Genomic DNA, 13,905 nt, shown 5'->3' on the forward strand with positions numbered 1-13,905 from the left:
TGACACCATCGCATACGTGCTCGACATCGGCTACGCCCTCTCCAACCGCTTCCCCGACCCGCCCCAGACGGACTACCGCCGTGCGGACGTCCATGCGCTGCGGCACGACCTGTTCTGCGGGGACGTCTATCTCGCCGACACCGAGGGCGACCGGGAACTGTCCACAGCCTGGGGATGGGTGCCGGTGCTCGACTTCGCGTGGGCGTTGTGCGACATCGTGGAACGGCTGGACAGGGACCCGGCGGGATCGCGCGCCGCGCGTCCGCAGCGGGAGGAGCTGGACTTCACGGAGACCACCGACCGCATGCTCTTCGAGCGGCGGTTCGGGTGGGTGGACGTCGAGTCGGACTGGATGCCGGCCGACGAGACCCCGCTGTCCTTCTCCCACAGCGAACTGCGGCGCGAGGCACGGGACTTCCTCCAGGACCTGATCGCCGACCTGGTGGACCTGCACGAGGACCTTGGCGAGAATCCGGCGATCTGGACCCTGCAGGCCAAGTTTCCCCGGGTGAACTGACGCACGAGGGGCAGGGACGGGGTCCCGCCGATAGGCTGAGAACGCTCGGAAAAGAAGACGCTCGGAATACCAGTGCGCACTCCGCAGGAGCTTCCGCGATCGCAGCACAGGAGGAACCGTGGCCGGCCAGTTCGAGGCGACAACCGAGATCAACCGCTCCATCGAGGACGTCTTCGCCTTCCTCGCCGAGGGCACGAACGACCCCAAGTTCAGCCCACGGGTCCAGTCGATCACGAAGACCCCGGAGGGTCCGACGGCCGTAGGCACCGTCTTCACCAGCACGGTCAAGGACGCCGGCATGAAGACGGGCCGGACGTTCCGGATCACCGAGTTCGAGGCGCCCCACCGGATCCGGTGGGCGGAGACCTCGAAGAACGCGGTGACGGCGGACCGAGGCGGCTACGACCTGGAGTCCACCGGCCCCGACACCACCCGCGTGCGGATCTTCAACGTCCTCGAAGGCCACGGCATCGGAAAGCTGCTGGTGGGCTTCGCGGCGGCCGCGGCCCGCAAGGACGGTCCCGCGTTCGGGCAGCGGATCAAGGCCGCGGTGGAGGCGGAGACCAAGCCGGCCTAGAGGTCCGCGGGTTTCAGGGGCCCGAGGGGTCCTCGGGCCCCTCGGGGGTTCTGGGAGTCGCCCGCATCCCCCGCCACAGCAGATCCGTGAGATCCGCGATCTGCGCCCCCTGGTCACCGACGCGCCGGGCTCGGTGCGGGTCGGCCCCGCGGACGACCCGGCCAGTCAGCTCGGCCCGCTGATCGACAAGGCCGCCGTCGCCCGGGTGGACCGCCTCGTCAAGGAGGCGGCCGACTACGCGAAGGTGCTGGTCCGGGGTGGAGTCCCGGACGCGCCCGAGCTGCGCGACGGCGCGTTCTACCGGCCGTCCCTCATCGAGACCGACGACGTCGACGTGCCCGTCGTCCAGGAGGAGGTGTTCGGCCCGGTGCAGACCTTCGAGGTCTTCGTGAAGAGGTACGGCACCACACGGCCGAGGTGAGGGCACGCCCTGCGAGGGCACGCTCCGTGAGCCCTCTCACCCCTCCACCCTGATCCCCAGCTCCCCCGCCAACACCGCCGCCAGATCCACCAGTTGGGCCGGACTGATCACCGATCCGGACAGCCGGTCCACGCCCCGTGCGATGTCCAGCTCCGCCGCGCCTCTGAGGTCCACGTCCTTCAGGACCGCACCCGTCAGATCCACCTGTCTCAGCGCGCAGTCCACGAACTCCACGCGCTCCAGGCGGGCGCCGCCGAAGTCCGGTTCCACCAGGACGCAGGACTCGAAGACGACGTCCTTGAGCTTCGCCGTGCGCAGGTTGAGGTAGTCGATCTTGCCGCCGCGGATCACCACCCGCTCCAGTACGGCCCCGTGCAGCTGGGTGCCGCCCAGGCGCGCGTCGATCAGCTCGACGTCACGGAACGTGGACTCGGCGAGGTCGGTGCCGACTCCTCGTAGGCCGGTCAGGACGGAGTCCAGGACGCGTGCGTGATGCAGTCTCGTCTCGTCCAGCGCGCATCCCGTCAGCGCGCAGTCCATGAAACGGGCACCCCCGCCGTCCTGTCCCGCGAAGTCCAACTCCCGCAGCTCCAGGCCGTCGTAGTCCCCGTCCGGCATCAACTCCCCGTCCCCGAAGGGCTCCAGCGCGGGCAGCCGGATCTCGGGGCGGCGCGCCGCCTTCACCGCCGTAGCGCTCGTCGCTTTACTCGCCATGGCCCCATCCTGCACCCCGCCACTGACAATCCCCCGGGCCGGCCCCTGACCAGCGACTACGCACGCTCATGTCACATTTCCGGGCCCCGATCAGTCGTACAGGGAGAAAGGCCGTACAGAACGAGACCCGATCCGAGGGAGAGCCACCCATGCACCGCATCACCGTCATCGGCGGCGGATTCGCCGGACTGACCGCTGCCGTCACCGCTGCCGAGGCGGGCGCCAAGGTGACCGTGTACGAAGCGCATCACACCCTCGGCGGGCGGGCGCGGACCGCCGAGGGGCCGTACGGGACGAACGAAGGGCCGCACGCGTTCTACAGCGGCGGCCCGCACTGGACCTGGCTCAGGCAGCGGGATCTGATCGGGCCGCTCGCGCCCGTGCCGCCGCTGGAGGCGGCCCGGATGCGGGTGCGGCACCAGGGCGTGCTGCGCCGGACCCCGCCGTTCGCGATGCTCAAGCTGCTGCGGCCCGGTGTCCAACAGGCTCCCGTGGACGTCGACTTCCGCACCTGGGCGACCGGCATCGCCGGCGAGGAGGGGGCGCGGGCCGCCGCCAACTACTCGGCCGTGGCCCTGTTCCACCACGATCCCGGCGCGCTGTCCGCCGCGTTCGTGCAGGAGCGGTTGCGGCGGGCCACCCGGTTGCCGCCCGAGGCGCACTATCCGCGCGGCGGCTGGGCGACCGTCATCGACCGGATGGCCGCGCGGGCCTGGAACCTGGGCGTGCGGATGGAGACGCTGGCGCGCGTCGACACCCTGCCGACCGATGCGCCGGTCGTCGTCGCCACCTCCCTCGACGCGGCCCGGCGGCTGCTCGGGGACGACTCGCTGACCTGGCCGAGCGGCCGTACCGCACTCCTCGACCTCGCCCTGCGGACCCGGCGCGGGGACGCCTTCGCGGTGTCCGACCTGGACGCGCCCGGCTGGATCGAGCGGTTCACCGCGCAGGACCGGTCCCTCGCGCCGGCCGGCGAGCAGCTCCTCCAGGGGCAGATCCCGATCGCTCCGCACGAGTGCCGGGCCGACGGTGTCGCCCGCGCCGAACAGCTCCTCGACCTCGGGTTCGAGGGCTGGCGCGAGCGCGTGACCTGGCGGCGCGAGGCCACCGCCAACGGTCGTACGGGAGCCGTGGACCTGCCAGGCACGAGCTGGCGGGACCGGCCGGCCGTCGACCGGGGCGGCGGCGTCTATCTCGCGGGCGACCAGGTCGCGGTGCCCGGTGTGCTGTCCGAGGTCTCCTTCAACAGCGCGCTGACCGCCGTCTCCCTCGCCCTCGGCGCGCGTGGCCGCGCCGCCCTTGACCTCAAGCAAGCCTGAGGTTGGAGGGTGGGCCGCACAGGCCAGGAGGCCTCACCGACAGCTGGGGGAACCACCATGCACGCCATCCGTCTGCACACCTTCGGCCCGGCCGAGAACCTCACCTACGAGGAGGTCCCCGACCCGCTGCCGGGCCCGGGCCAGGTCCGTATCGCCGTCGAGGCCGCCGGCGTGCACCTGCTGGACACGGCCCTGCGCGAGGGCGACCAGGGGCCGCTGCCCCGGCCGACCGTGCTGCCCACCGTGCCCGGCCGTGAGGTCGCCGGGGTCGTCGAGTCGCTCGGCGAGGGGGTAGCCAAGCTGTGGCTGGGTCTGCGGGTGGTCGCTCATCTCGGCTTCGCCCCGGGCGGGTACGCCGAACTCGCCGTCACCGATGTCGACCGCGTGCACGAGATCCCGGCGAACCTCGACTTCGGCGAGGCCGTCGCCATGATCGGGACGGGGCGTACGGCGATGGGGATCCTTCAGTTCGTCGAGCTGGGCGGTGACTCGGTGGTCGTGGTCCCGGCCGCCGCGGGCGGGATCGGGACGCTCCTCGTGCAGTACGCCAAGCACGCCGGTGCCGTCGTCGTGGGCCTTGCCGGCGGAATCGAGAAGGTCGCGCGCGTGCAGGCCAACGGCGCCGATCTCGCCGTCGACTACACGGACCCGGGGTGGACGGAGAAGGTGCGCGCCTTTCTCGGCGGGCGGGCCGCCACCGTCGTCTTCGACGGGGTGGGCGGGGAGGTCGCGCGCGAGGCCGTGGGGCTGCTCGGGCCCGGGGGCAGGCATCTCGTCTTCGGCTGGTCCGCCGAGGGCATCCGGGGCGGCGCGCCCTACCTCGTGGAAGGGGTCTCCGAGCAGGTCCTGGGCCCCGTGATGATGCGGCGGGCCGGCGGCCCCGACCCCGTACGCACGCTCGAACTGCGCGCCCTCGCCGAGGCCGCCGAGGGCCGGCTGACCCCCGCCGTGCAGCGGTTCCCGCTCGCCGAGGCGGCCGCCGCGCACCGCGCGCTCCAGACGCGCGCGACGACCGGAAAGGTGGTACTGGAGCCATGACCAGCAAGTCCGCACCCGAAGATGCGACCGGCCCCCGTTCATGGTCTTCTGGCCAGATGAGTGGCACCCGGACAGGTGAGAACGGCCCGCCCGTGGACGCCGATCCCCGCCGCTGGTGGGGCTTGGTGATCATCGCGCTGGCGCAGCTGATGGTGGTGCTCGACGCGACCATCGTGAACATCGCGCTTCCGTCCGCCCAGACCGATCTGCACATGTCCGACGGCAACCGCCAATGGGTCATCACCGCCTACACGTTGGCCTTCGGCGGGCTCCTCCTGCTCGGCGGCCGGATCGCCGACCTGCTGGGCCGCAAACGGACGTTCATCTTCGGGCTCATCGGCTTCGCCGCCGCCTCCGCGCTGGGCGGCGCGGCCACCACCTCGGGCATGCTGTTCGGCGCCCGCGCGCTCCAGGGCGTCTTCGCCGCCGTCCTCGCGCCCTCCGCGCTCTCCTTGCTGACGACGACCTTCACCGACCCCAAGGAACGCGGCAAGGCCTTCGGCATCTACGGAGCGCTGGCCGGCAGCGGTTCGGCGATCGGGTTCATCGTCGGCGGGCTGCTCACCGAGTACCTGGACTGGCGCTGGTGCCTGTACGTGAACGTGCCGATCGCGGTCGTCGCGGTCTTCGGTGCCTTCGCGCTGCTGCACGACCGGCCGGGACACACCGGCGCCCGGCTCGACGTGCCCGGTGTGCTGCTGGGCTGCGGCGGTCTGGTCGCGATCGTCTACGGGTTCAGCGAGGCCGAACCCCGGGGCTGGAGCGACCCGTTGGTCCTGGGCCTGATCTTCGGCGGGGTCGCGCTCCTGGTCGCGTTCGTGTGGTGGCAGACGCGGGCGCCGTCGCCCCTGCTGCCGCTGCACATCGTCAAGGACCGCAACCGCGCCGGGTGCTTCCTCACCATGGGGCTCGCCGTCATCGGCATGTTCGGGCTGTTCCTGTTCATGACCTACTACCTCCAGGTCATCCTCGGCTACTCGCCCGTGAAGACCGGCCTGGCCTTCCTGCCGCTGACCGTCGCCATCATCATCGGCTCCACGCAGATCTCGGCCCGGCTGCTGACCCGTGTCGCGCCGCGCGCCCTGATGGTCCCGGGCATGGTGCTGGCCGCCGGCGGCATGCTGATCCTCACCCAGATGACCGTGCACTCCGACTACCCCACCGAGATCCTGCCCGCCCTGATCCTGATGGGCCTGGGCATGGGCCTCACCTTCATGCCGGTGTTCTCCACGGCCACCGCCGGAGTCGCCCCGCAGGACGCGGGCGTGACCTCGGCGACGGTCAACACCTCGCAGCAGGTGGGCGGTTCGATCGGTACGGCGCTGCTCAACACCATCGCCACCACCAGCGGTACGACCTACATCGCCGCGCATCTCCACAACCCCGCCCAGCGTGCCCTGGTCACCAGGGAAGGCATCGTGCACGGCTACACGGTCGCCATCTGGTGCGCCGTCGGCATCATGCTCCTCGCCGGTCTGGTCGCGGGCCTGATGGTCACGGCGAAGCCGCCCAGGCAGGGCGCGCCGGCGGAGGCGGCCGTGCCCGAGCCGGTGGCATGAGATCGGTGGCATGAGATCGGTGGCATGAGAAAAGGGGGCCGCGATCCGCGCGGCCCCCTCACCCCTCCCCCACTACGTCACTTGGCCACCGCCTTCGTCGCCTTGCTCACCGCCGACCCGTCCTTGTGACCGGTGCGGTGGGCGACGACCTTCACGGTGATCTTCTTGCCCTTCTGGGCCGCCTTGAGCACCAGCGAGGTCTTGGTCGCGCCGCTGATCGCCTTGCCGTTCGCGTACCACTGGTACGAGTACGTCGTCGGGCTCGGACTCCAGGTCCCCTTGGTCGACTTGAGCGTCCTGCCGACCTTCGCTGTCCCGCTGATCACCGGCACCTTGCTCGCCTTGGGCGCGTCCCCCTTGGCGACCGTCACGGCCGCCGAGGTCGCCGAGCCGCTCTGGTAACCGCTCCTGACCGCGACGACGGTCACGCTCAGCTTCTTGCCGACGAGCGAGGCGGGGACGGTGTACGTCGACGCGGTCGCCCCGCTGATCGCCGTACCGTCCGCCTTCCACTGGTAGGTGTACGACGACGGCGCGGCCGACCAACTGCCGGGCGCCGCAGTCACCTTGGCGCCGACCTTGGCCGTGCCCGTGACCTTGGGCGGGGCCGTGCTGGTCAGTTGGGGCAGGGTGACGGTGAAGGTGCCGCGCTGGAACTCGCAGCACCCGGCGAACACGCTGACGTTCCAGGTGCCGAACGCGACGCCGGTCAGGTCGACGGTCGCCTTCAGGGTGCGGTTGTCCGCGGAGACCGAGTCGGTCGTGGCGGTGAGGGTCTGACCGTCCTGGGTCAGCCGGACCGTGGCGTTGGCGGGGAGCGCGGTGCCGGTCACCGTGAGGGTGACCTTCGTGCCCGCCACGCCGGTGTCGGGGCTCACTGCCGTGACACCGACCTTGTCGGGGCCGCAGAGCGTCGCGGCACAGGCCAGCCTGGCGCTGTAGGCGGTGGTGGACGTCTTCTCCGGCAGGCCGAGCACCAGCAGCGTGGGCGCGGATTCGAAGGCGGGGCCGCCGACCCCGCATTCGTAGCCGGAGCTCGTCCAGAAACAGCCGTTGGCCCACTTCGCGTTGTAGAGCGCGGGCACCGCCGTGTCGGTGGCGCCGGTGGTGTCCTTGACCTGCGCGTAGAAGTGGTCGAACCCGGCCGTCGGCAGCACCGCGCACACCGCGCTGTGCTGCTCGTCGAGTGTGCCGGTGACCGGCCCGTAGCCGTAGGAGACCGACGGGACCCTGGTGCACTCCGGCGCGGGTCCCGCGGCGGTCGCGACGCGCAGGGCGTCCAGGTGGTACGCGGGCGCGGCCTTCAGGTTGTCCGGGGTCTGGACGAGCACCTGGTGGGTGGTGGACCCGGTGACCGCGCAGGGACTGTTGCGGTAGGAGCACTCGGCGCCGCCGTCGCCGCCGAACACGGCGATGTTGGCCGTGCCCAGCGCGTCGCGCACGTTGACGTGCAGGACGTCGGTGGCGGCGGCGGTGGTGATCTGGTGGCAGGTGACGGTGCCGGGCCCGTCGGAGGCGCCGGCCACGGACGGGCCGCCGACCTTGGCCGCGGCCGTGGGCGTGCAGCCCGCCGAGGAGGCGGTCGCGGTCACGTCACGCCGGGTCAGGGTGTAGCCGGCGGGCAGGTCGCGGCCGGTGACCAGCACGGTGTGGGCCACGCCCCGGGTCAGCGCGCACACCTTCCAGCCGTTGGTGGTGGCGACGCGGTCGCAGACCTTCTTGCCGGTGGCGTCCAGCACGGAGAACTGCGCGGGTACGCCGCCGGAGGTGCCGATCAGCTGGAAGAGCTCCGCGCCCGTGTGGGCGTCGGCGGGAATCGTCAGGCACTGCGAGAAGACGCCGTCACCGGTGGCGAAGGCGGCCTCGGCGCCGCCGGCCGCGAAGCTGCCCGCGGGCAGCACCGGGCAGCCGCTCGCCGCGTCGGTGCGGTGGAAGGCCACCGTGTACGCGCCGGTGGTCCCGTCCGCGTCCTCGGAGGCGTGGACCAGCGCGCGGAAGGGCGCGGTGCCGGTGAGCGCGCAGTCGCCCGCGGCCAGTTCGTCGGCGTCGCACTGGACGGCGCCGGTCCGGTCGACGACCGTGACCTGGGGGTCGACGCCGGAGCTGTCGAGCGGGGTGAGCGCGGCCAGCGCGGCGCCCTGCGGCACGTCCAGCTTCAGGCAGTCGTACTGCCCCGGCGTGCTCAACTCGCCCTCGTACAGGCCCGCTTCGGTCGGCACGCACCCGGCGTCGGAGGATCGGTCCAGGACGACCAGCGATGTCCGGGCGTCGTAGAAGGGCTTGCCGGCGTAGGGGTAGAGGGCGTCGAGGACCGCGGTGTACGTGCCCGCGCGCGGCACCCGGCAGGGTGCGGCGGAGGCGGTGGAGGCGCACACCGGCGTGCCGTCGGCGGCGTAGATCCGGGCCGCGCCGATGTCGCCGTCCTCGTCGACGGAGTTCACGGTGTACGGGCCCGCCGCGTCGGCCGTGAAGGTGTAGCAGGCGTCGGTGCCGAGGTCCGAGGGCGCCGACGCGCCGAACGGCCGGACGGGGGCGGTGGCGCAGCCCTGCGGGTCGTCGAGCCGGCGCGTCTTGACCGCGTACTCGGCGGGGAAGCCGTACTCCACGGTCAGCACCCGGGAGATCACCCGGTAGGGGCCGTCGCCGGGCAGCACACAGCCGTCCTGGGCCGTTTCGTCCTGCGTGCAGAGCGGCTTGCCGGTGGTGTCGGTGATCCAGGCGCGGGACTCGCCGTAGTGGCGGGGGCCGTGGGTGAAGCGGATGCGCTCGCCCGGCTTCGCGTCCAACGGCGCGCAGTCCACCTCCAGTTCGGTGGTGGTGCGCACGTCGTCCGGCTGGTCCCAGCGGGTGCCGACCGGCCCGGCGCAGCCGCGCGTGGAGGCGGTGGCCACCACGTTCACGTAGACGTGGATCTCCGAGACGCTGTAGCTGAAGATCTTCACCGTGTACGTGCCCGCAGCGGGCGCGTCACAGAGCTTGGCGAACCAGACGCCGTCGTTCTGGCACGCCATCTCGCGGCCGGCCGCGTCCACCATGTGCACGTAGGCCAGCGGCGCGTCCGTGGTCGTCACCAGGTACGGGCCCGGTGCCTCGGCCTCGAAGGTGAAGCACCCGTAGGACTCGGGATAGACCGTGATCCGGTCGACGGCGCCCTTCTCGTCGCCGAACGGCGACACCGCGAACGGCGAGCAGGCGGGGTCGGCGGCACTGGCGGCGCCTGTTCCGGTCAGCGAGAGCAGTGCGGTGAGCAGTGCGACGAGGACGACGAGAGCGGTCGGGCGTCTGTACCCCGGTCTCGGACAGGAAGCGGCGTCGGACATGAATTCCCCCCAGGATCAACGGCCGTTGAGGCGATGATCGCACAGGGGTACGACGACGTACACGTGTGATTCAGGAGGTTTGCCCCACGCCGGTGGCGGCCTCGGAAAGCGCTTCAGTGACGTCCGGACACTCGGTCCGCCAGCCGGGCCAGCCGCGACGACTCGGCGCTGTGCGTGGTCAGTTCGCGCCGGTCGGCCGTCCGGTAGGTGGCGTACATGCCCTGCACGCCCAGCCAACGCAGCGGCTCCGGCTCCCACTTGCGCACCCGGTGGTTCACCCAGGGCAGTCCGGTCAGCTCGGTCGGGCCGCTGTCGCCGGAGTCGGAGCGCACGAGGTCGCGGAGTGTGCGGGCCGCGAGGTTGGTGGTGGCGACGCCCGAGCCGACGTAACCGCCCGCCCAGCCGAGCCCGGTCGTCCGGTCCAGTGTCACCGTCGCGCACCAGTCGCGCGGCACCCCGAGGACGCCCGACCAGGCGTGCGCGACACGGACTCCGGCGAGCGAGGGGAAGAAGCGGACGAGGAGGTCGCGCAGCGCCTCGATCGTCGCCTCCTGCGTCCGCCCGTCGTGGTCGGTGCGGGATCCGAAGCGGTACGGCACCCCGCGCCCGCCGAGCGCGATGCGGCCGTCGGCGGTGCGCTGGGCGTACATGTACGCGTGCGCCATGTCGCCCAGCGTCTCGCGGCCCGCCCAGCCGAGTTCGGCCCACTGCTCGTCCGTGAGCGGTTCGGTGGCGATCATCGAGGAGTTCATGGGCAGCCAGGTGCGCTTCTGCCCCTTGAGGTTCGCGGTGAAGCCCTCCGTGCAGCGCAGGACGTAGGGCGCGCGGACGGTCCCGTACGGCGTCACCGCGTGCTTCGGCCGGATCTCCGTGACCGGCGTCGACTCGTGGATCGTCACGCCGAGGGCCTCGACGACCGCGGCCAGCCCCTTCGCCAGCTTCGCCGGGTGCAGCCGGGCGCCGTGCGGGGTCCAGGACGAGCCGACGGCGTCCGCGACCGTGATCCGCTTCGCTGTCTCCGTCGCGCCGTACAGCTCGCGGTCGTCCTCCCCGTACGCCAGCTCGTGCGCGTGGAAGTCCTTCAGCCGGGCCAACTGCGCGGGCGTGCGGGCGACTTCGAGCACCCCGCCCTTGTGCACGTCGGCCTCGATGCCCTCCGCGTCGGCGACCGCGATGACCTCGTCGACGGTGTCGTTCATGGCCCGCTGGAGCCGTACGGCCGCGTCGTGGCCGTGCAGGGCCGCGTACCGGTCGCGGCCCGCGACGCCGTTGTAGAGCCAGCCGCCGTTGCGCCCGGAGGCGCCGTAGCCGCAGAACTTCTGCTCCAGCACGGTGACCCGGAGACCGGGCGCCGCCTTCTTCAGGTAGTACGCGGTCCACAGTCCCGTGTAGCCGCCCCCGACGATCACGACGTCGGCGCTCGCGTCTCCGGCGAGCGGCGGGCGCACCGCGGGGAGGCCGTCGTCCGCATACCAGAAGGAAATGCCGCCGTTGACGATATCGGTCGCCGAGGTACCCATGGAGCGACGCTAACCCTTGACCGGGGCCCCTGTCTCCTTCGGATTCCGTGTTTTTCCGCGCCCTCTGGTCAACGGATAGCACCCGAGCCCGATCAGTACGGAGACGAAGTGCCCGAGATCGGTGAAGGTGGGCGACGAGGTCAGCGGGTAGCAGTAGACGCCGAGGACGACCGCCAGATACGGGTACCGCCAGGGCGCCGGGATCCGGTACGTCAGCACCGCGACGACCCCGGCCAGCGCGTAACTCACGCCGATGTCCAGGGTGTTGAGCGCCGAGTGCGGGGCCATCCCCTCGTTGACCGCCCGCAGCAGCGCGCCCTCGCTGATCAGCGTCGCGAGCACGTGCGCGGCCACGCAGACCGTCAGCCACCGCAGGGTGCCGAGCCAGCGCTCGGCCTGCGCGTGGAAGACGGTGTAGAGGACGGCGTACGGCACCCAGCGGCCGCCGTCGATCCACATCGCGCTCTGCACCAGCACCCGCACGGGGTTGTCCGACAGCTCATTGATGTTGGTGGACCGCTGCCGCAGGAACTCCTGCTCGAACTCCGGCGACATGTGGTGCATGGCGACCGTCGTGACGAACAGGATGGCCAGCCAGGCGTACGTCCCGGGCGCGCTGCGGACGTACGCGCCCACCCTCCTCAGCCCCCGGTCGATTCGCCCCCGATCAATTCGCATGAAGCGATTCACGCACGCAAGTATCGTCGCGAGGGTGATCGACATTCCGGGCGGGTTGGCGGCGGCGCAGGAGAAGTACAACGGGGCGGAGGGGCGGGACTTCGTGGCCGGGCTGCCGGATCTGGCGGCCTCGTTCCTGGAGCGGTGGGGGCTGCGCCTCGACGGCCCGGCGATGCACGGCGTCTCGGCGCTGGTGCTGCCGGTGGTGCGGGCGGACGGCGTCCCGGCCGTGCTCAAGCTGCAACTGCTCGACGAGGAGAGCGTGGGCGAGCCGGTCGCGCTGCGGGTGTGGGACGGCGACGGGGCGGTACGGCTCCTCGACCACGACGAGTCCACCGGCACGATGCTCCTGGAGCGCCTCGACCCGGCCCGCATGCTGTCCCACCTGCCCGACTCCCGTGAGGCCGTCCTGGTCGTCGCGCGTCTGCTGGCCCACCTGACCGCGGGCCCGGCCCCGGCCGGTCTGCGCGGCCTCGGTGCCATCGCGCAGGAGATGCTGGAGCTGACGCCCTGGGCCCTGGACCGGATCCCGGACCCCGCCGACCGCCGCCTGGTCGCGGACTGCGCGGCCGCCGTGCGCGAGGTGTCCGACGCCCCCGGCGACCGGCTCCTGCACTGGGACCTGCACTTCGAGAACGTCCTCGGCGCCGACCGCGCGCCCTGGCTCGCCATCGACCCCAAGCCGCTCGCCGGCGACCCCGGCTTCGACCTCCTCCCGGCGATCGACAACCGCTTCGACCCGGCCGAGGTCCACTGGCGCTTCGACGCGATGACGGACGTACTGGGTCTTGACCGGGAGCGGGCCCGGGCCTGGACGCTCGGCCGGGTGCTCCAGAACTGCCTGTGGGAGGTGGAGGACGGACGGCCGCTGGAGGAGGAGCAGTTGGAGATCGGGCGGCGGTTGCTGGGGGGCGGGATCGGTTAGGACGACCGTGGTCGCCCCGACCGACCCGCGGCCTCAGCGTTTGAGCGTGAAGGTGAAGTCGCCGGTGGTCCTGGCGGTCAGCCGGACCGCCGAGACGAGCTTCCCCTCCTCGATCAGCCGCTCGACCTCGGCCCGCGAGAGACCGCACCCCTCGGCGATCAGCCGCACGGGCCGGACCGGGATCCGTGCCGCGAAGCGGACCGAGATGTCGACCGCCTCATGGTCGAGGCGGTCCGATCCGCCGCCGGTGTCGAGCCGCCAGGCGCCGGTCCAGTCCAGGGCGATGCGATTGCGGCGCAGCACGACCGGATCCTGGAGCAACTCGGCTGCCAGGGCAGGGTCGTTGGCGTGCAGCCGGTCCAGCAGCTCGGGTCGTACGGAGCGCACGTTGGCCCGCTCCAGGACCGTGAGCTTCGTGGTCTCCCCGCACCCCGTGCAGAGCGCGAGCAGCCAGCCGTCGATGAGCTTGTGATGGGCGTTGACACGGAATTTCCCGCCGGTCCGGAAGGTCCCGGACGCGCACGCGTGGCAACGGCGGAGGACGAGCGGGAGGCAGGTGGGCATGACCACCCAGTTTTCGAGCACGGAGATACACCGTCTCTGTGAGAAGTCCGCAGCAAAAAGGGGCGCGGCGCACTTGCGCGACGCGCGACGATTCAGCGCTCGGGAGGTCTCACACGGTGTACAACGGCACGTCCTTGCCCAGACGACTCGGTCCGGCAGCACGGTAGGGGCGTACGGCGGCGAGGGTCCACCGATTTTCGAGCGCCCCTCGCCGGTGGCAGGCTCTAGCCTTCAGACATGATCCGTACCGCCACCCCCGCCGACATCCCCGTCATCCACACCCTGGTCCGTGAGCTCGCCGAGTACGAGAAGGTCCCGCACGAGGCGAAGGCGAGCCAGGAGCAGCTGCACGAGGCGCTGTTCGGCGAGCGGCCCGCCGCGTACGCCCATGTCGCCGTGGACGACACGACCGGCGACCCGGTCGGCTTCGCCCTGTGGTTCCTCAACTTCTCGACCTGGCGCGGCGTCCACGGCATCTACCTGGAGGACCTCTACGTCCGCCCCACCGCCCGCGGCGCCGGCCACGGCAAGGCTCTGCTGACCGAACTGGCCCGCATCTGCGTCGACCGCGGCTACCAGCGCCTGGAGTGGTCCGTCCTGAACTGGAACACCCCGTCGATCGCCTTCTACGAGTCCCTCGGGGCGCGGCCTCAGGACGAGTGGACGGTGTATCGGCTGACGGACGGGGCGTTGGCGGAGTTGGGCGCGCGGGGCACGACCATGTGAAGGTTCCGCATGCCCGTCCACGGAATG

13 protein-coding genes are annotated in these 13,905 nt (G+C 71.7%); 8 read left to right on the forward strand and 5 right to left on the reverse strand.

The annotated features are described in order from the left end of the window. The first annotated feature begins 16 nt into the window (after positions 1-16). The 3 genes from ACWD5F_RS16345 to ACWD5F_RS16355 all read left to right on the forward strand — a co-directional run bounded on the left by ACWD5F_RS16345 (position 17) and on the right by ACWD5F_RS16355 (position 1,515). Positions 17-517: a hypothetical protein gene (locus ACWD5F_RS16345; RefSeq protein ID WP_451254840.1), complete on the forward strand. Its 501-nt coding sequence runs from the start codon at positions 17-19 to the stop codon at positions 515-517. A 118-nt stretch (positions 518-635) separates the two neighbouring features. Then, positions 636-1,094, forward strand: a complete 459-nt coding sequence (locus tag ACWD5F_RS16350) for an SRPBCC family protein (protein WP_401715843.1) — start codon at positions 636-638, stop codon at positions 1,092-1,094. A 109-nt stretch (positions 1,095-1,203) separates the two neighbouring features. After that, on the forward strand, positions 1,204-1,515 hold the full coding sequence (locus ACWD5F_RS16355; protein ID WP_451255121.1) for an aldehyde dehydrogenase family protein: 312 nt from the start codon (positions 1,204-1,206) through the stop codon (positions 1,513-1,515). 36 nt (positions 1,516-1,551) lie between these two features. On the opposite strand, the gene ACWD5F_RS16360 is transcribed toward ACWD5F_RS16355, so the two are convergent. Then, positions 1,552-2,229 (reverse strand): pentapeptide repeat-containing protein, encoded by a 678-nt coding sequence (locus ACWD5F_RS16360; protein WP_451254842.1) that lies wholly within the window; start codon positions 2,227-2,229, stop codon positions 1,552-1,554. 149 nt (positions 2,230-2,378) lie between these two features. Here ACWD5F_RS16360 and ACWD5F_RS16365 point away from each other — a divergent pair, with 149 nt between their 5' ends. From ACWD5F_RS16365 to ACWD5F_RS16375, 3 genes are read left to right on the forward strand one after another with little or no spacing between them, the layout of a single operon-like run. Continuing rightward, positions 2,379-3,548 carry an NAD(P)-binding protein gene (locus tag ACWD5F_RS16365; RefSeq protein WP_451254844.1) on the forward strand — a complete coding sequence of 390 codons (1,170 nt, stop codon included), beginning with the start codon at positions 2,379-2,381 and terminating at the stop codon, positions 3,546-3,548. Between the two features lie 57 nt (positions 3,549-3,605). Continuing rightward, positions 3,606-4,586, forward strand: a complete 981-nt coding sequence (locus ACWD5F_RS16370) for a zinc-binding dehydrogenase (RefSeq protein WP_451254846.1) — start codon at positions 3,606-3,608, stop codon at positions 4,584-4,586. Between the two features lie 56 nt (positions 4,587-4,642). Then, entirely contained in the window at positions 4,643-6,145 is a 1,503-nt protein-coding gene (locus tag ACWD5F_RS16375) for an MFS transporter (protein WP_451254848.1), read from the forward strand. A 77-nt stretch (positions 6,146-6,222) separates the two neighbouring features. Here the strand turns inward: ACWD5F_RS16375 and ACWD5F_RS16380 are convergent, their stop codons facing one another. The 3 genes from ACWD5F_RS16380 to ACWD5F_RS16390 form a co-directional block, all read right to left on the reverse strand. Then, entirely contained in the window at positions 6,223-9,465 is a 3,243-nt protein-coding gene (locus ACWD5F_RS16380) for a Tat pathway signal protein (protein WP_451254850.1), read from the reverse strand. 113 nt (positions 9,466-9,578) lie between these two features. Further along, a complete protein-coding gene (locus ACWD5F_RS16385; RefSeq protein WP_451254852.1) occupies positions 9,579-10,985 on the reverse strand; it encodes an NAD(P)/FAD-dependent oxidoreductase in 1,407 nt (468 codons plus the stop codon). Between the two features lie 9 nt (positions 10,986-10,994). Beyond that, entirely contained in the window at positions 10,995-11,663 is a 669-nt protein-coding gene (locus tag ACWD5F_RS16390) for a rhomboid-like protein (RefSeq protein WP_451254854.1), read from the reverse strand. Here ACWD5F_RS16390 and ACWD5F_RS16395 point away from each other — a divergent pair. Continuing rightward, positions 11,662-12,588 carry an aminoglycoside phosphotransferase family protein gene (locus ACWD5F_RS16395; protein WP_451254856.1) on the forward strand — a complete coding sequence of 309 codons (927 nt, stop codon included), beginning with the start codon at positions 11,662-11,664 and terminating at the stop codon, positions 12,586-12,588. The two genes, ACWD5F_RS16390 and ACWD5F_RS16395, sit on opposite strands and share 2 nt — an antisense overlap. Before the next feature lie 33 nt (positions 12,589-12,621). On the opposite strand, the gene ACWD5F_RS16400 is transcribed toward ACWD5F_RS16395, so the two are convergent. Next, entirely contained in the window at positions 12,622-13,173 is a 552-nt protein-coding gene (locus ACWD5F_RS16400; RefSeq protein WP_451254858.1) for a DUF1062 domain-containing protein, read from the reverse strand. Between the two features lie 216 nt (positions 13,174-13,389). Here ACWD5F_RS16400 and ACWD5F_RS16405 point away from each other — a divergent pair, with 216 nt between their 5' ends. After that, positions 13,390-13,878, forward strand: a complete 489-nt coding sequence (locus ACWD5F_RS16405) for an N-acetyltransferase family protein (RefSeq protein ID WP_451254860.1) — start codon at positions 13,390-13,392, stop codon at positions 13,876-13,878. Positions 13,879-13,905: the final 27 nt, after the last annotated feature.

Source organism: Streptomyces sp. NPDC002499 (genome assembly GCF_053595415.1).

Bases quoted from the DNA above. Each gene is read 5' to 3' on its own strand.
- ACWD5F_RS16385 (WP_451254852.1), bottom strand. From the start codon at position 10,985: ATGGGTACCTCGGCGACCGATATCGTCAACGGCGGCATTTCCTTCTGG.
- ACWD5F_RS16365 (WP_451254844.1), top strand. From the start codon at position 2,379: ATGCACCGCATCACCGTCATCGGCGGCGGATTCGCCGGACTGACCGCT.
- ACWD5F_RS16360 (WP_451254842.1), bottom strand. From the start codon at position 2,229: ATGGCGAGTAAAGCGACGAGCGCTACGGCGGTGAAGGCGGCGCGCCGC.
- ACWD5F_RS16375 (WP_451254848.1), top strand. From the start codon at position 4,643: ATGAGTGGCACCCGGACAGGTGAGAACGGCCCGCCCGTGGACGCCGAT.
- ACWD5F_RS16405 (WP_451254860.1), top strand. From the start codon at position 13,390: ATGATCCGTACCGCCACCCCCGCCGACATCCCCGTCATCCACACCCTG.
- ACWD5F_RS16390 (WP_451254854.1), bottom strand. From the start codon at position 11,663: ATGCGAATTGATCGGGGGCGAATCGACCGGGGGCTGAGGAGGGTGGGC.
- ACWD5F_RS16395 (WP_451254856.1), top strand. From the start codon at position 11,662: ATGAAGCGATTCACGCACGCAAGTATCGTCGCGAGGGTGATCGACATT.
- ACWD5F_RS16370 (WP_451254846.1), top strand. From the start codon at position 3,606: ATGCACGCCATCCGTCTGCACACCTTCGGCCCGGCCGAGAACCTCACC.
- ACWD5F_RS16380 (WP_451254850.1), bottom strand. From the start codon at position 9,465: ATGTCCGACGCCGCTTCCTGTCCGAGACCGGGGTACAGACGCCCGACC.